Annotated in this window: 13 protein-coding genes; 9 read left to right on the forward strand and 4 right to left on the reverse strand. The window is 66.1% G+C overall.

The genetic code is table 11. From position 1 onward, the window contains the following. Positions 1-106 precede the first annotated feature (106 nt). Together hslV and hslU are read left to right on the forward strand one after the other, a co-directional pair. On the forward strand, positions 107-658 hold the full coding sequence (gene hslV, locus ABQ039_RS03215) for an ATP-dependent protease subunit HslV (protein WP_005997221.1): 552 nt from the start codon (positions 107-109) through the stop codon (positions 656-658). A 100-nt stretch (positions 659-758) separates the two neighbouring features. Continuing rightward, a complete protein-coding gene (gene hslU / locus ABQ039_RS03220) occupies positions 759-2126 on the forward strand; it encodes an ATP-dependent protease ATPase subunit HslU (protein ID WP_349778149.1) in 1368 nt (455 codons plus the stop codon). Positions 2127-2430: 304 nt separating this feature from the next. On the opposite strand, the gene ABQ039_RS03225 is transcribed toward hslU, so the two are convergent. The 4 genes from ABQ039_RS03225 to ABQ039_RS03240 are packed head-to-tail and all read right to left on the reverse strand — an operon-like array spanning position 2431 to position 6144. Then, positions 2431-2886, reverse strand: coding sequence for a nucleoside deaminase (locus tag ABQ039_RS03225; protein ID WP_016903626.1), 456 nt, complete (start codon positions 2884-2886; stop codon positions 2431-2433). Beyond that, positions 2883-3383 carry a GNAT family N-acetyltransferase gene (locus tag ABQ039_RS03230; RefSeq protein ID WP_065032124.1) on the reverse strand — a complete coding sequence of 167 codons (501 nt, stop codon included), beginning with the start codon at positions 3381-3383 and terminating at the stop codon, positions 2883-2885. The genes ABQ039_RS03225 and ABQ039_RS03230 overlap by 4 nt, the downstream gene beginning before the upstream one ends. Positions 3384-3409: 26 nt before the next feature. Beyond that, positions 3410-4498 carry an HlyD family secretion protein gene (locus tag ABQ039_RS03235; RefSeq protein ID WP_104571068.1) on the reverse strand — a complete coding sequence of 363 codons (1089 nt, stop codon included), beginning with the start codon at positions 4496-4498 and terminating at the stop codon, positions 3410-3412. After that, entirely contained in the window at positions 4495-6144 is a 1650-nt protein-coding gene (locus tag ABQ039_RS03240; protein WP_184381255.1) for an MFS transporter, read from the reverse strand. Before ABQ039_RS03240 ends, ABQ039_RS03235 begins: the two co-directional genes overlap by 4 nt. Before the next feature lie 87 nt (positions 6145-6231). Here ABQ039_RS03240 and ubiE point away from each other — a divergent pair, with 87 nt between their 5' ends. The 7 genes from ubiE (at position 6232) to ABQ039_RS03275 (ending at position 16430) form a co-directional block, all read left to right on the forward strand. Then, a complete protein-coding gene (ubiE, locus tag ABQ039_RS03245; RefSeq protein WP_016903622.1) occupies positions 6232-6993 on the forward strand; it encodes a bifunctional demethylmenaquinone methyltransferase/2-methoxy-6-polyprenyl-1,4-benzoquinol methylase UbiE in 762 nt (253 codons plus the stop codon). Between the two features lie 217 nt (positions 6994-7210). Beyond that, complete coding sequence (locus tag ABQ039_RS03250; protein ID WP_024940237.1) at positions 7211-8101, forward strand: GGDEF domain-containing protein; 891 nt, start codon at positions 7211-7213, stop codon at positions 8099-8101. Positions 8102-8338: 237 nt separating this feature from the next. Next, on the forward strand, positions 8339-10300 hold the full coding sequence (locus ABQ039_RS03255; protein WP_181097828.1) for a M1 family metallopeptidase: 1962 nt from the start codon (positions 8339-8341) through the stop codon (positions 10298-10300). A 249-nt stretch (positions 10301-10549) separates the two neighbouring features. Beyond that, the gene (locus tag ABQ039_RS03260; protein ID WP_102580431.1) at positions 10550-11269 is read left to right on the forward strand and encodes a hypothetical protein; all 720 of its coding nucleotides are present in this window, start codon (positions 10550-10552) and stop codon (positions 11267-11269) included. A gap of 142 nt (positions 11270-11411) precedes the next feature. Beyond that, on the forward strand, positions 11412-12035 hold the full coding sequence (locus ABQ039_RS03265) for an HAD family hydrolase (protein ID WP_349778150.1): 624 nt from the start codon (positions 11412-11414) through the stop codon (positions 12033-12035). Between the two features lie 616 nt (positions 12036-12651). Continuing rightward, entirely contained in the window at positions 12652-14670 is a 2019-nt protein-coding gene (locus ABQ039_RS03270; RefSeq protein WP_349778151.1) for a methanol/ethanol family PQQ-dependent dehydrogenase, read from the forward strand. Then, a complete protein-coding gene (locus ABQ039_RS03275) occupies positions 14667-16430 on the forward strand; it encodes a quinoprotein dehydrogenase-associated putative ABC transporter substrate-binding protein (RefSeq protein ID WP_349778152.1) in 1764 nt (587 codons plus the stop codon). The genes ABQ039_RS03270 and ABQ039_RS03275 overlap by 4 nt, the downstream gene beginning before the upstream one ends. The last annotated feature ends 13 nt before the right edge of the window (positions 16431-16443 follow it).

The following is a 16443-nucleotide window of genomic DNA, read 5'->3' on the forward strand; positions in this document are numbered from 1 at the left end:
TGTCTGCCGTCTGAGCGCGCTGCATCAGCCGCCCGCGCCGCATGCGCGCAGCATGCTTGAACCCGGCAGGGGCGTCCCCACCTCATTGGAAACCCCCGGAGGACCCATGGACCCCAGCCAGAACCCCAACATCGTTCACGCCACCACCATCATCTCGGTTCGGCGTGGTGGGCATGTCGCCGTTGCCGGCGATGGCCAGGTCACCCTCGGCCACACCGTCATGAAGGGCAATGCGCGCAAGGTGCGCCGGCTCGGCCGCGAGGGGCAGGTGCTGGCCGGTTTTGCCGGCGCCGCCGCCGATGCGTTCACCCTGTTCGAGCTGTTCGAAGCCAAGCTCGACAAGCATGGGCAACTGACCCGTGCCGCCGTGGAGCTGGCCAAGGATTGGCGCACCGAGCGCCGCCTGGGCAAGCTCGAAGCGCTGCTTGCGGTCGCCGACAAGGAAACCTCGTTGATCATCAGCGGGACCGGCGATGTGATCGAACCGGAAGACGGCATCATCGCCATCGGTTCGGGCGGTTCGTACGCCCTGTCGGCTGCCCGCGCGCTGCTGGCGCACACCGAGCTCGATGCCAAGACCATCGCCACCGAAGCGATCAACATCGCCGGCGATATCTGCATTTATACCAATCGCAATGTGGTGGTCGAAGAGCTGTGAGTCGGGATTTGGGATTGGGGATTCGCAAAAGCACTCCTTTCCCTGCGCCCGGACACGCATCGATCGTTCCTACTCCGCTTTTACGAATCCCCAATCCCCAATGCCAAATTCCGATACTTCAACCATGACTCCGCGCGAAATCGTGCAGGAGCTCGACCGTCATATCGTTGGCCAGCACGATGCCAAGCGTGCGGTTGCCATCGCGCTGCGTAATCGCTGGCGTCGCATGCAGCTGCCCGAAGAGCTGCGCAACGAGGTGATGCCCAAGAACATCCTGATGATCGGCCCGACCGGCGTCGGCAAGACCGAGATCGCGCGGCGCCTGGCCACCTTGGCCAATGCGCCGTTCGTCAAGGTCGAAGCCACGCGCTTTACCGAAGTCGGCTATGTCGGCAAGGATGTGGAACAGATCATTCGCGACCTGGCCGACACCTCGGTCAAGCTGTATCGCGAACAGGCCAAGGTGCGCGTGCGCAACCAGGCCGAAGAACGCGCCGAAGACTGCCTCCTGGATGCGCTGCTGCCGCGCCGTGCGGCCGGGATCGGGTTCGATCCGGAAGCGGCGCGCAACGAGCCCTCGGCGCAGGACAACGACACCCGCATCAAGTTCCGCCGCATGCTGCGCAACGGCGAGCTGGACGAGCGCGAGATCGAGCTGGAAGTGGCGGTCAACGCCAGCATGGACATCATGACCCCACCGGGCATGGAAGAAATGGGCCAGCAGCTGCGGCAGATGTTTTCCAACCTGGGCAGCGGCAAGTCGCAGAAGCGCAAGCTCACCATCAAGGCCGCGCGCCCGCTGCTGATCGAAGAAGAAGCCGGCAAGCTGGTCAACGAAGACGACGTACGTGCGGCGGCGATCGAAGCCTGCGAGCAGCACGGCATCGTGTTCATCGATGAAATCGACAAGGTCGCCAAGCGTGGCGAAGCCGGCTCCAACGGCGGCGATGTCAGTCGCGAGGGCGTGCAGCGCGATCTGCTGCCGCTGGTGGAAGGTTCCAACGTGTCGACCAAGTACGGCACGGTCAAGACCGACCATATCCTGTTCATCGCCTCCGGCGCGTTCCATCTGGCCAAGCCAAGCGATCTGATTCCCGAATTGCAGGGCCGTTTCCCGATCCGTGTCGAATTGACCGCGCTGACCAAGGCCGATTTCGTGCGCATCCTCACCGAGCCCAAGGCGGCGTTGATCAAGCAGTACGAAGCCCTGCTGCAGACCGAGGGCGTGCGCCTGACCTTTGGCGCCGATGCAGTGGAGCGCCTTGCCGAGATCGCCGCGCAGGTCAACGAGCGGCAGGAAAACATCGGCGCGCGCCGCCTGCATACAGTGCTGGAGCGTCTGCTCGATGTGCTGAGTTATGAGGCGCCGGATCGCGACGGCCAGAGCGTCACGGTCGATGCGGCCTACGTCGATGCGCAGCTCGGCGAACTGGTGCAGGACCCGGACCTTAGCCGCTATATCCTCTGACGGCGAGGGCACCGCACTAGAGAGTTGGTCGGTGGCCGCGTGAAAAAATGTTTGCCGAACGTGCGTCGGACTTCGAGCCGGCGCATCAGGGTCACGGCGCGCATCACGCACTGCCCTTGCTGCTCTTAAGCAAGCACACCGACCATCTCGACTTGGTCCTTGCCCGCCCACCGTCGCGGGACCTTACGCGGCATGGATGCCGCGTAAGAGCCTACATGGACGTACTTGCGGCGTGTCCTGCGATGGTGGGCGGGCAAGGGCCTCGCAGCCAAGCCGCAGATCAAGCGCTCTGCACCCAAACCGCTCAGTCCTCGCCGATATCCTCGTTCCACACGTCGGGGTTGGCCGAGATATAGCCGCCCAGCAGGTCGATGCATTCCTGGCTCTGCAGGTCGATGACAGTGACGCCGTGCTCGCGCAGCCAGGACACGCCGCCCTGGAAGGTGACCGACTCACCGACCACCACGGTGCCGATATTGAACTGGCGCACCAGCCCGCTGCAGTACCAGCACGGCGCCAGCGTGGTGACCATGATGGTGTCCTTGTAGCGACGCTGCCGGCCGGCCTTGCGGAAGGCATCGGTTTCGCCATGCACGGAGGGATCGTTTTCCTGCACGCGGCGGTTGTGGCCGCAACCGAGCAGACGTCCGTCGTTGTGGTACAGCGCCGCGCCGATCGGGATGCCGCCTTCGGCCAGGCCCTGGCGGGCTTCGGCAATGGCGGTGTCGAGCAGTGCGCGGTAGTCGGGGGTGGTGATCATGCAGGCTCCTGGGTGGCGGCGTCGGCGCGACGCAGCATGTCGATGTGGGGAATGCCGTCTTCCAGATACGGTGCGGACGAGGGCGTGAAACCGTGTGCGGCGTAGAACGCCTGCAGGTGCGCCTGCGCGCCGAGTTGCACGGCGCTGGCGGGCCACTGCCGGTGCACCAGCCGCAAGCCTTCCTGTAGTAATGCGTGTGCGAAGCCGTGGCCGCGCTGCGTGGCGGCAATCACTACCCGGCCGATGCTCGGCTCGGGGTAACTCACACCGGGCGGTAGCACGCGCAGATAGGCGGCCAACGCACCGTCGTCGGTGCTACCGAGCAGATGCAGCACACCCGGCAGGCTGTCCTTGCCATCCAGCTCCGGATACGCGCACTGCTGCTCCACCACGAACACATCCGAGCGCAGCCGCAGCAGCGTGTACAACTGCGTGGTGCTCAGTTGGTCGAAGCGCAGGCATTGCCAGTGCAGCGAGGATGGGGACAGGGACGACATCACCGCATGATAGCGGCTGTGTCGCGTCAGTCGACCGCGCTGTCGGTGTCGATCGCCACCACCACCGACATGCCCGGGCGTAGCCGCGGTGCCAGCGCCTGGTCCGGATCGACGCTGATGCGCAGCGGAATGCGCTGGGCGATCTTGACGAAGTTGCCGGTGGCGTTGTCGGCCGGCAATACGCTGAATTCCGAGCCGGCGGCGGGGGAGATTTCCTGCACACGGCCGTGCAGGCGCGCATTGTCCAGCGCATCCACGGTGAAGCTGGCGCGCTGCCCGATGCGGATCTTGGCCATCTGGGTTTCCTTGAAATTGGCCACGATCCATAGCGTGTCCGGCACCAGCGACATCAGCTGCGTGCCATTGGTGACGTAGGCGCCCTGGCGCACGCCGAGCTGGCCGAGCTGGCCATCGCGCGGGGCCAGGATGCGCGTGTTGTCCAGATTGATCTGCGCCAGTTGCACGGCCGCTTGCGCATTGGCCACCGCCGCTTCCAGGGCGGCGCGATTGACGGTGACGCTGCGTGCATTCTCCTCGGCGGCCTGCACGGCGGCGCGCGCCTGTGCCACGCCGGCATCGGCCTGCGCACGTGCGGCGAAGGCGGTGTCGCGATCCTGTTCGGATACCAGTTTCTGCTCGGCCAGCTGCTGCGCGCGCGCATACGCCGAGCGGGTGCGGTCGCGCTGGGCCTGATTGCTGCTCAGTGCGGCGCGTTGTTCGGCGATGGTGGCATCGGCGCTATGCCGCTGCTGGTCCCAGTTGGACAGGTTGGCCTGGGCGGTCTGCAGCTGCGCCCTGGCCTGTTCGAGCTGCTGGGCATAGATGCGGTCGTCGATCCTGGCCAGCAACTGACCGTGTTTGACGTGGGCGAAGTCCTGCACCGGCACCTCGGTGACATAGCCGCTGACCTGCGGCGCGATCACCGTGATCTGGCCATGCACCATTGCGTTCTCGGTGCGCTCGACGGCGCTGACGAACGGCGGCAGGCGCCATGCATACAGCACCAGCAATACGCCGATGAGCGCAAGCCCGCCGAAGCCGATCACGCCACCGATGCGGCGGCGCCTGCGACGTTGCAGATCGGCAGGAGAGGTTGAAGCTGCAGGTGTATTCATGGGCGCGCGGTGGAAGCAGGAGAGGGGGACGAAGCGGGTGGGCGCAGATAACGCCGCCACACCAGCACGGACAGGATCCACAGCCCGGTAGCGATGGCGATGCAGCCGATCAACAGGAACACGTCGTTATAGGCGAGCACATTGGCTTCGCGCGTGGCCACGCTGCCCAGGGCGCGCACGCCCTGGGCCTGGCGCAGGGCCGGGTCGCCGATGCTGCGGCCGTACAGCGCGGCATAGGCCTGCACACGCGCGGCCACTTGCGGGTCGGTCAATGCCAGATGTTCGACCAGCTGGCTGGAATGGTATTTCTCGCGCACGACCTGCACGGTGCCGAGCAGCGCGCTGCCGAGCAGGCCGCCCATGTTCTGTGCCATGCCGAACAGCACGATGAAGCTGATCAGGTTGCCGGGCTGGGCGATGACCCGACCCAGCCCGGCCACCATCGCCGGGCCGATGAAGAAGGTACTGCCAAACGCGAGCAGGAACTGGCTGACGTACATCTGCTCCGGGCGGGTGAGGCTGGTGGCATCGGCATCCATGAAACAGCCGATGCAGATCGCCGCCACCGCAATGATCAGATGTTCGGCCACCCGCGCCGGATTGATCAGCCACGCGCTGGCGGCAACGCCGACCACTGCGCCCAGCAACATCAGCGCGAACAGGGTCTGCAGCTGCGTGTTGGCCAGTCCCAGGGTCTGGAAGAAGCCGATCGCGCCGGTGCTCTGCTCGGACAGCACCAGCCGGATCAGCAGGATCGCCAGGCCCAGCCGCAGCATGTCGCCGCTGGCCAGCCAGCGCGTGTTGATCATCGGGTTGCGGCGGTTGTGCTCGATCCACGCCGCCATGCACAGCAGCACGATGGAGGCCGCCAGTACCACGCCCAGCCACGGCGTGCTGGTCCACCACAGCAGCCGCCCCAGCGACAGCACCGCCGCCAGCCCGGCCGAACCGGCCGCGAACAGGCTGAAGGTGAGGAAATCCAGCGGCTCGAATACACGATAGCGGTCGCTGGGCGGCAGCTTGAGCGCCAGCACGCAGGCCAGCGCGAACACCGCCAGGCCCAGTTCGAACAGGTACAGGCCCTGCCACTGCGCAAATTCCAGCAGATCGGTGGAGAACACCCGCGCCAATGGCAGCGCCAGCTGGGTCACCCCCAGCCCGGTCACCACCGCCTTGAGCCGGTATTTGGCCGGGAACGCCTGGATCACGTAATACAGACCCAGCGAGCTGAGCGCGGCGCCCACCAATCCGTGCGCGGCACGCACGGTGATCGCCGAGCTCAGGCTGTGCACGAACAGATGCGCGAAGGCGATGACCGCATACAGCGCCAGGAAGATCTCGGTGAAGCGCCGCAGCCCGAACTGCTGGCGGAACTTCACCAGCAGCAGGTTGGCCGACATGTTGGTCATCACGTAGGCGGCCGGCAGCCAGGCCATTTCAGTGGCGTAGGCGCCCAGCGTGCCCTGCAGATAGGTCAGGTTGGCGGTGACCAGCGCATTGCTCAGCCCGCCGGTCAGCGCTACCACCACGCCCACCAGCCCGTACTGGATGCGCCGCCGGGTGGAGTGCAGGGGGGTGGAGGCCGACCCGGGCAGGGTGGGCTTCTCGTGGGGCTGCCAGTCGCGCTGGACGTACTTGTCGTGCACGCAGGGCTCGCAGGGCCGGTCGCAGGGAAGGCAGCGATTGTGGTCCGGTTGCGGTCATGGCGGCGTCAGCAGTGCGATAATCCGCCCATGAGCGAATCCCCCTATACCTCCGGTACCACCCATTTCGGCTTCCGCGACGTCGCTGCCAAGGACAAGCAGAAGCTGGTCGGCGAAGTGTTCACCTCGGTCGCGCGCAACTACGACCTGATGAACGATCTGATGAGTCTGGGCGTGCACCGCGCATGGAAACGCTACTTCGTGGCGACCGCGCAGGTGAAGCCGGGCGACCGTGTGCTGGACCTGGCCGGCGGTACCGGCGACATCGCCGTGCTGCTCAAGGAGCGCGTCGGCAACGAGGGCGCGGTGGTGCTGGGCGACATCAATGCCGGCATGCTGTCGGTGGGCCGCGACCGGCTCACCAACCGCGGCCTGGTGGCCGGCTTCGATTACGTGCAATGCAATGCCGAGGCGCTGCCGTTCCCGGATCAGAGCTTCGATCTGGTGACCATTTCCTTCGGCCTGCGCAATGTCACCGACAAGGACGCCGCGCTGCGCGAGATGTACCGCGTGTTGAAGGTGGGCGGGCAGGCGCGCGTGCTGGAGTTTTCCGAAGTCACCGCCGACTGGTTCAAGCCGATCTACGACTTCCACTCGTTCAAGATCCTGCCCAGGCTGGGCCAGCTGTTCGCACGCGACGCCGACAGCTACCAGTACCTGGCAGAAAGCATCCGCAAGCACCCACCGCAGGAATCGCTCAAGGGCATGATGGGCGAGGCCGGATTTGCGCGTTGCCACTACAAGAACCTGACCGGCGGCATCGTGGCGATCCACTCCGGCTACAAGATCTGACCCGGATCCGACCCAGCGTGATCTGAGCGTCCGGTCCGGCGCGCAGCATGCGCCGGACATCGCGCGTCGGACATCGCACGAGTACGCCATGCTCGTGTTCGCTTGCCGCACGATTGCACTGTGCGCAGGTGCGTTTGCCGACAAACTTTTGAGACTCCCGTCGCGTTGGCTCCACTGACGGTCGGCGACACTAGGCGCTCTTTTGCCGGAGACGTGGATGCGCTTGTACGCAGGGTTGTCGCGCGTGTTTCCCCGCTCCTTCAGCGCCAAGCTGCTGGCGGTGACCTTTGTCGGCATCCACCTGCCGTTGCTGTTGTTGATCGCCTGGCTGGCCGCGCAAAGCGAGTTGAGCGGGCGTCCGCTGTGGTCGGTGGTGATCGTGGCGCTGCTGGCCACGCTGGCTGGCACTGCGGCGACTCTGTCGGCCCTGTATCGTCTGCTCGCACCGCTGCGCATCGCCGCCGACGCACTGGATGCGTATTACGCCGATCAACGTCTGCCCAGCCTGCCCGAACATGGCGACGACGAACTGGGGCGGTTGTTGCGCGGAATCAATCGCAGCCTGCGCGGCATCGATGCCGGCATGCGCGATCTGAAGAAGCACGCCTTGTTCGACCCGCTGACCGAAGCCTTGAACCGGCGCGGCTGCGAACAGGCGATGCGCGACTCGGTCACCGCCGCGCAGCGCGAAGGCTGGCCGTTCGTGCTGTTCGTGCTGGACATGGACAACCTCAAGCCGATCAACGACCGCTTTGGCCATCTGGCCGGCGATCGCGTGCTGGTGCGGCTGGTGGAGTCGGCCTACGGCTGGCTGGGCGCGCAGGACTGGATCGGGCGCTGGGGCGGCGACGAGTTCCTGATCGGCGTGCATGCCAGCGAGGACGACGCCACGCTCAAGCTCAATCAATGGCTGTCGATGCTCGAACGCGAGGATGCCGACGAGGCGCCGCTGCATGTGAGCGCCGGCAGCGCGGTGTGCGAGCGTGGCCTGGATGCCACCGAGCTGTATCGCCGCGCCGATGCGGCGATGTATCGCGCCAAGTTTTCCGGTGGCCGGCGTCTGGTACGCGACGGGCATGACAGCCCGCGCAGCCATCCGGTGGTCTAGGCGATCCGGCAATCGCCTGGCGGCCGGGCCGCAGGCGGGTGCACGCCGCGCATGGGCGGCATGCGTCACGCCATCACTGCGGTTGCTGCGCCAGGCCCGCGCCGACGCGGCCAGCGACATGCACGGTGTCCCCAGCCGGCGCGGGTTGAGTAGCCGGCAAGCGCTCGCCATCGGCCGCACGGGCAGGCAACCGCCCGGGGCGTTAAAATGCCCAATTCCCTTGCTGCGGTGCCGTCGATGCGCTTCCCGTTCCTGTCGCTGTCCCTGGCCGTGTCCATTGCGCTGGCCGGCTGTTCCAACGAGTCCACGCCGCCGGCCGCCAGCACCGCTGCGCCGGCCACCACTGCCAAGGCCCCCGTGAAAGCAGACGCCCGCAACCACGACGAAAGCTCCTACGCCCAGCCGCAGCTGGTGGTGATCAAGGATCTGGCGCTGGACCTGAAGCTGGATTTCGACGCCAAGCAGATCGGCGGCACCGCCACCTACACGCTGGAATGGAAGGACAAGGCCGCCAAGCAGCTGGTGCTGGACACGCGCGAACTGAGCATTGCGCAGGTGCAGGCCGACGACGGCAAGGGCACGCTGGCGCCGCTGCAGTTCGCGCTGGCGCCGGCCGACAAGACCTTCGGCAGCAAGCTCACCATCGAGGCGCCGAATCAGCCGGCCAAGGTCGTGATCACCTATCACACCGCACCGACCGCCTCCGGCCTGCAGTGGCTGGAGCCGTCGATGACCGAAGGCAAGCAGTTGCCTTTCATGTTCAGCCAGTCGCAGGCGATCCACGCGCGTAGCTGGGTGCCGTTGCAGGACACCCCAAGCGTGCGCTTCACCTATAGCGCGCACGTGACCTCGCGCCCGGACGTGATGGTGCTGATGAGCGCCGACAACGACCCCAAGGCCGCGCGCGACGGCGACTACAGCTTCAAGATGCCCGAGCCGATTCCGTCCTATCTGCTGGCGATCGCCGCCGGCGATGTGGTGTTCAAGCCGATTTCCGCGCGCTCGGGCGTGTGGGCCGAGCCGGCCATGGCCGACAAGGCCGCCAAGGAATTCGAAGACACCGAAAAGATGATCGGTGCGGCCGAAAAACTCTATGGCCCGTATCGCTGGGGCCGTTACGACATGCTGGTGCTGCCGCCGTCGTTCCCGTTCGGCGGCATGGAGAATCCGCGCCTGACCTTCGCCACGCCCACCGTGATCGTCGGCGACAAGTCGCTGGTCTCGCTGGTCGCGCACGAACTGGCGCATAGCTGGTCCGGCAACCTGGTGACCAATGCCAGCTGGAAGGACATCTGGCTCAACGAAGGCTTCACCACCTACGTGCAGGCCCGCATCACCGAGGCGCTGTATGGCGTGGAGATGGCCGAGATGGAGCGCGAGATCGACCAGGGCGACCTGCTGGCCGAAGTGAAGGACATGGCGCCGGCCGACCAGGCGCTGGCGCTGCCGCCGCTGGCCGAGCGCGACCCCGACGAAGCCCTGAGCCAGGTGGCCTACGTCAAGGGCGCGTGGTTCCTGCAGTTCCTGGAGCAGCGCTTCGGCCGCGAGGTGTTCGACCCGTTCCTGCGCGGCTGGTTCGACGATCATGCGTTCCAGAGCGCCACCACCGACCAGTTCGTCGATTACCTCAACAAGAACCTGCTGGACAAGCATCCCAACACGGTCAGCGCGGCCGAGGTGGATGCGTGGCTGAAGCAGCCGGGCATCCCGGCCTTCGCCGCCAAGGCACGCTCGCGCAGCTTCTCGATCGTGGACACCGCACGCATCGCCTGGAGCGGCAGCGGCACGCTGCCGAGCAAGCAGGTCACCGGCGAATGGGGCACGCAGGAATGGGTGCACTTCCTCAGCGGTATGGGCGCCACGCTCAAGCCCGAGCAGCTCAAGCAGCTGGATGAGACCTACCACTTCACCGGCACCCCGAACGGCGAAATCGCCATGCGCTGGTATCCGCTGGCGATCCGCAGCGGCTACACCGATGCGCGCCCCGCTGCAGGCGAGTTCATCGAACGCGTCGGCCGCCGCAAGCTGGTGCTGCCGATCTACGCCGAATTGTTGAAGACCCCGGACGGCATCGCCTTCGCCGAGCAGGCCTTCGAAAAGGCCAAGCCCAGCTACCACCCGATCACCACCGCATCGGTGGCCGAGATGATCGCCAAGGCCAAGGCGGCACCGCCGGCGCAGCCGCAGCCGCAGCCGTAATGGCAGGGGAGGGCGTTGCCGACGCCCTCCCGCCGCTTTCATTGCTGCATCGTGCCGGCAGCACCGTGTCGTTTCTAGCATCGTGCCTGGCAATCGTGGTCGTAGGAGCGCACCCGGGCGCGACGTGGCGTTACCGGGAATGCTCCATCGCGCCCGGGTGCGCTCCTACGCTGTGTGGCCGTTTGATCGCGGCTGTCGCGAGCAGGCTGGTATCGTTGCCGCTGCCTTTCATGCCTTCCGGAGTCGACGATGAAGTATCTGCTGAGCGCGGCCTTGTGCGTCGCTGCAGTGAGTGGCTGTACCGACCGCGAGGCGCAGCGTCAGGCGCAGGCAAGCGCGCAGGCGCAGGCCAAGCAACAACAGGCCGATGCACTCGCCAAGCAATACGACGAGGCGGTGAAGGCCGGTAACTGGGACATGGCGCGTGCGCATGGCGCCGCACTGCTGGAAGGCTACGCCGGTACCGCGGCGGCCACACGCATCGAACCCGGCTATGCCGACATCAAGGCCAAGGGCGACCAGGCGCGCGAACTGCGCCGCATGCAGGCGTTGTGGCAGTACTCGCAGGTGCCGGCCAAGGGCGGCACGCAGCGCTCGGCGATGATCGATGCCAAGAGCCGCGTGGATGTCGACGGCAGCGGCCCCAAGCCGGTGAGCCTGGTGTTCCGTGATCACCCGCAATGGAAGCGTCACAGCTATCTCGTGCTCAAGGCCGGCGACTTCAACTGCTATGGCGGCTGCAAGGTGCAGGTCTCGGCCGATGGTGGCGCAGCACGCCCGATGGCCGCGCACCGCCCCGACACCGATGAAGCGATCGCGATGTTCATCGACGACGACAAGGCGCTGTGGAAGCTGGTGCGCAATGCCAAGCGCATCAGCATCGCGTTCCCGGTGAAAGCCGGCGGCACGCGCACGGCAGAGTTCGACGTGGGTGGCCTGGACACCACCCAGATGCCGGGCTGGAAGTAGGCGCACCGCCCTTGCACGGCACCAGCTGCGCAGTCGGCGTACGGCATCGGCATGAGGTGCCGGTCCATTCGGGTGAGTGCGCGATGTGCGTTCCCTGACGGCTTGCGGCGTTGCCTCAACCATCTCTGGAGTCTCCTCACGTATGGACGCCATGGCCATCACACAGATCTCGCCCGCGTTGTCCGGCTACCGCCATTGGGTGTTCGACATGGACGGCACGCTGACCGAAGCGGTGCATGATTTCGCGTTGATCCGACGCGCGTTGGAGATCCCGCCCGAGGCGGACATCCTGCACCACCTGGCATCACTGCCGGCCGAGCAGGCCACAGCCAAACACGCCTGGTTGCTTGAGCACGAGCGTGAACTCGCACAGGCCGCACAGCCCGCACCCGGTGCAGTGGCCCTGGTGCGTGCGTTGCAGACAGCCGGATGCCGGCTCGGCATGCTCACCCGCAATGCGCGCGCATTGGCTCAGGTGACATTGCAGGCGATCGGCCTGCAGGATGCATTCGCCTGGGACGACATCGTCGGCCGCGATGAGGCCGCCCCCAAACCCGCACCCGATGGCTTGCAGTATTTTGCGCAACGCTGGGCGGTGGAGGGCACAGCACTGGTCATGGTCGGCGATCACCAAAACGACCTGGCTTGCGGCCGTGCAGTCGGTGCCTGCACCGTGCTGGTCAACACGCCCGGCGATCCATGGCCCGGCCTTGCCGACTGGCGATTGCAGGATTGCACGCAGTTGCTGGCGCAGTGGAACCGCTAGCGTGAGCTTTGGCGAGTAGGCCAGGCGCGCGAAGCATGGAGTGCGATGCGTGGCTGGCCGCGTGTCGCTGGATGACGATCAGGACACCGTCATCGCATTGGAAGTGACATGCGCTCGAAGGGGCGTGGACGCTGCTGAATCCTGCAATGCGTCATCAGCAAGCCGGACAGCACACGGCTGTCTGCGCCGTACCCTCATCCGCCCTTCGGGCACCTTCTCCCGATGGGAGAAGGGAAACGCGGCAGCACCCCGTTCGACGACGTAGCTGGCCTTCGGTGAGGTGTTGCCTTGCGCAAGCCACAGCAAGCTATGTCGCCTCAAGCGTGCAAGGTGCGCAGCACTGACCGACAGGCAGTCCCACCCCCGCTGCACCATCCATGTCACAGCACGCCCGGCGCAAACTGTGCCAGAACCGTGACAGTGCGCTTTGCGCAAGCGACTGCCATCACATCAAACCTTGCTGCTCCAACATGGTGCGTCGCACCAGTGCGCTGGCATGGCGTTTGCTCTTTCCCTCTCGACGTTTCCGACGTCCGCGGTGCAACTGGCGGGTGCAACGCCTGCGCTGCGGGATGTTTCAACCGACTGGTTGTTCAATCGAGAGGGGTAGACGCATATGCATCAATCTTCCTGTCGCAGCCTGCGCAGCAGTGTGCTGCTCATGCTTGCGCTGAGCGCCGCGTTGGCCGGCTGCAAGAAAGACGCCGCCACGGAAACGACGACAACGCCCGCACCGGCCGCCAAACCCGCCGCGCCGGCGGCCGCCGCCGTGGTCGATACCGACAGCGAGTTCAGCACCAATGCCAGCAACCCGGATAACTGGGGCGGCATCGGGCGCGACTTCGCGCTCACCCGGCACAGTCCGCTGGCCGAGATCAATCGCGACAACGTCAAGAACCTGAAGATGTCGTGGGAAATGAAGACCGATGCCACGCGCGGCCACGAAGGTCAGCCGCTGGTGATCGGCAGCGTCATGTACATGGTCAGCGCGTATCCGAACAACGTATTCGCCATCGACCTGGCAGCGCAGGACGACGGCGGCAAGGTGTTGTGGAAGTACACCCCGCAGCAGGACGAACGCTCGGTGGCGGTGGCGTGCTGCGATACGGTCAACCGTGGCGCCTCCTATGCCGATGGCAAGCTGGTGTTCGGCAGCCTGAGCGGCGATGTGATCGCACTCGATGCCAAGACCGGCAAGGAAGTGTGGAAGCAGAAACTTGCGCACCCGGACAAGGGCGAAACCATCACCATGGCGCCGATCATCGCCGACGGCAAGGTGGTGGCCGGTATCAGCGGCAACGAGTTCGGCGTGCTTGGGCGTGTCGCTGCCTACAACCTGGCCGATGGCAAGCAGGCCTGGTCCTGCGATGCGGCCGGTACCGACAAATCGATCTGCCTGGGTGCGGATTTCAACAAGGCCAACCCGCAGCATGGCCAGCTCGGCGACCTGGGCGTCAAGACCTTTCCCAACGACGAATGGAAGCGTGGTGGCGGTGCGGCCTGGGGCTGGTACAGCTACGACCCGAAGTTGAAGCTGCTCTACTACGGCACCGGCAATCCCGGCCTGTGGAGCCCGTCGTATCGCTGCGGCAAGACCTCGCAGGAGGAATGCAACAACGGCGAGCATGACAACAAGTGGTCGATGACCCTGTTCGCGCGCAAGATCGATACCGGCGAAGCGGTGTGGGGCTACCAGAAGACGCCGTTCGATCAGTGGGATTACGACGGCATCAACGAGCCGATCCTGGTGGACCTGAGCATCGACGGCAAGCAGGTGCCATCGGTGGTGCAGTTCGATCGCAACGGCTTTGCCTATGTGCTCGATCGCCGCGACGGCACCTTGCTGCGCGCGCACAAGTTCGTGCCGGCCAACTGGGCCGAACGCATCGACATGAAGACCGGTCGCCCGGTCAAGGTGGCCGCGCATTCGCCGCTTGAACGCGGCAAGAAGGTGCAGGCCTTCCCCTCGGCGATGGGTGGCAAGGACCAGCAGCCGTGCTCGGTGGATCCGGCCAATGCGGCGGTGTTCTTCTGCGGCACCAACAATTGGCATATGGAGCTGGAGCCGCAGGAACGCGGCAACACCATGATGGGCCTGCCATACGTGTTCGCCAACGTGATGATGAAGCCCAACGAGCCGGGTGCGCTGGGCATCGTCAAGGCGTTCGATGTGGTGGAAGGCAAGTCCAAGTGGGAGATCAAGGAGAAGTTCCCGGTGTGGAGCGGCACCCTGGTCACCGACGGCGGGCTGGTGTTCTACGGCACGCTGGATGGCTGGTTCCGTGCGGTGGACAAGGACACCGGCAAGAAGCTGTGGGAGATGAAACTGCCCTCTGGCATCATCGGCAACCCGATCGCCTACAAGGCCAATGGGCACCAGTACGTGGCGGTGTTCTCCGGCATCGGTGGCTGGATCGGCCTGCCGGTGGCCGCAGGTCTGGATCCGTCCGATCCGTATGGCGCGCTGGGCGCAGCCGGTCTGGCATTTGGTGCCGGCTTCGACAAGATCCCACTCGGCGGCATGGTGCACAGCTTCCGGATCGATGGTGCCGGCAAGACCGTGACCGCCAGTGCAACCGCCACGGCGGCTGCAGGCGGCGGCACCGCCAACACCGCAGCGAAGACCGCACGATGAGTTCCACGCAAGGCGTTGGACGCGCGCACCGGCAGTTCGCTGCCGGTGCGCGTGGCATGCACCGGCAGCTGTGTCGGCTGCTGGTGCTTTGCAGCCTCGGACTCGTCGCCGCAGGCTGCACCCGCGAGCCGTCCTCACCGGCGGCTCGCGCTTCTGCTTCCGCTGCGGCGCCCGCCACGGCGGCTGCCTCCACTGTGGCACCGGTCGCGACAAATACTCCACCGCCAACGCCCGATCCGCGTGTGCTGCGGGTCTGCGCCGACCCGGGCAACATGCCGCTGTCCAACAAGGCCGGCGAGGGCTTCCAGAACAAGATCGCGCAGGTCGTGGCCGATGCCATGGGCCGGCGCCTGGAATACGAGTGGCGCACCTATTACCAACGCGGGCTGGCACGCAGCACGATCACTGCCGGCCGCTGCGATGTGTTGATGGACCTCAACAGCGATTTCGAGCAGGGCCTGACCACGCGCCCGCTGTATCGCTCGGCCTATGTGCTGGTGACGCGCAAGGGCCTGGATCTGGTGCCGACATCGCTGGACGATCCGGCGCTGAAAACACTGCGGCTGGGCGTGTTCCAGAGCTCGCCCGCACGCCAGGCCCTGTACGAGCACGGCATCAGCGGCCAGGTGCAATACCTGTTCTACGACTCGGCCACGGCGCCGGAGGAACATCCCGGCAAGCTGGTCGAACGCGTCGCTGCCAATGAACTGGATGCGGCCGAATCCTGGGGGCCGGTGGCCGGTTATTACGCGCAACGCAGCGGCCTGGGCATGGTGCCACTCAATACCATCGACGATGCGGTGCTGGAGTATTCGATGGCGTGGGCGGTGTCGCGCAAGAACGCGGACCTGCGCGATGCCTTGAACACGGCCATGCAACAGAGTTCAGCAAAGATCGCCGAGATCCTGCGCAGCTATCACGTGCCACTGGTGCGCTGTGGCGACTGCGTGGTAGCCGGCGATCTGGCCGCGCACGGGCCGTATGCCACGCCGACGCCAGTATCCAAGGCGCCAAGCCCGGCCGCGTCCTCGCAGGAGCTGGCGCAGCTGCAACTGCGCATCGCCGACGGTGCCGACCCGAACCAGGAACTGGCGCATGCGCTGGATGCCGGCGACGCGGTGCGTGCGGCGTGGCTGTTGCGGCATGGCGCCGATGCCAACCGTCCCAACCTGCTCGGCGAGCCGCCGTTGCATCAGGCCATCCGCAACCAGGAACCGGATCTGGTCGGCTTGCTGCTCGATGCCGGCGCACGCCTGGATGCGCGCGATGGCAGCGGCTGGACCGCCTTGATGAAGGCGGCCTGGGCCAACGATGCCGGCAGCGTGACCAGGTTGCTCGGCAAGCGCGCGCCGGTGGACACCGTCTCCAGCGATGGCTGGAGCGCGCTGGACCTGGCGGTGTCCTACGCCGATGTCGGCGTGGTGCAGGCCTTGCTCAAGGCGGGCGCGGATGTACGGCGTGCCAATGCCACCGGCTTCACGCCGGTGATGTTCGCGGTGGCGCGCGACGACCCGGCGATGCTCGATGCGGTACTGGCCGGCGGTGCCGACGTCGGCCACGCCAACCAGGCCGGCGTCACCGCATTGATGCTGGCCGCCGCGGCCGGGCGCGACGCGGCGGCCAAGCGCCTGCTGGCGGCCGGCGCCGACCCTGCCGCACGCAATCGCGACGGCAAGACCGCCGCTGCATTAGCGCAGGCACGCGGCGATAACGCGCTGGCCACGCTGCTTACCGAGGCCAGGCGCCCCTCCCGGCAATGACCGTGTCACCCGC

Origin of the sequence: Xanthomonas sp. WHRI 6108 (assembly GCF_040202385.2) — a bacterium.
Classification (GTDB): Bacteria; Pseudomonadota; Gammaproteobacteria; order Xanthomonadales; family Xanthomonadaceae; genus Xanthomonas; species Xanthomonas arboricola.

Coding starts and splice junctions, on each gene's coding strand:
- hslV (WP_005997221.1), top strand. CDS start 107: ATGGACCCCAGCCAGAACCCCAACATCGTTCACGCCACCACCATCATC.
- hslU (WP_349778149.1), top strand. CDS start 759: ATGCCAAATTCCGATACTTCAACCATGACTCCGCGCGAAATCGTGCAG.
- ABQ039_RS03225 (WP_016903626.1), bottom strand. CDS start 2,886: ATGATCACCACCCCCGACTACCGCGCACTGCTCGACACCGCCATTGCC.
- ABQ039_RS03230 (WP_065032124.1), bottom strand. CDS start 3,383: ATGTCGTCCCTGTCCCCATCCTCGCTGCACTGGCAATGCCTGCGCTTC.
- ABQ039_RS03235 (WP_104571068.1), bottom strand. CDS start 4,498: ATGAATACACCTGCAGCTTCAACCTCTCCTGCCGATCTGCAACGTCGC.
- ubiE (WP_016903622.1), top strand. CDS start 6,232: ATGAGCGAATCCCCCTATACCTCCGGTACCACCCATTTCGGCTTCCGC.
- ABQ039_RS03250 (WP_024940237.1), top strand. CDS start 7,211: ATGCGCTTGTACGCAGGGTTGTCGCGCGTGTTTCCCCGCTCCTTCAGC.
- ABQ039_RS03255 (WP_181097828.1), top strand. CDS start 8,339: ATGCGCTTCCCGTTCCTGTCGCTGTCCCTGGCCGTGTCCATTGCGCTG.
- ABQ039_RS03260 (WP_102580431.1), top strand. CDS start 10,550: ATGAAGTATCTGCTGAGCGCGGCCTTGTGCGTCGCTGCAGTGAGTGGC.
- ABQ039_RS03265 (WP_349778150.1), top strand. CDS start 11,412: ATGGACGCCATGGCCATCACACAGATCTCGCCCGCGTTGTCCGGCTAC.
- ABQ039_RS03270 (WP_349778151.1), top strand. CDS start 12,652: ATGCATCAATCTTCCTGTCGCAGCCTGCGCAGCAGTGTGCTGCTCATG.
- ABQ039_RS03275 (WP_349778152.1), top strand. CDS start 14,667: ATGAGTTCCACGCAAGGCGTTGGACGCGCGCACCGGCAGTTCGCTGCC.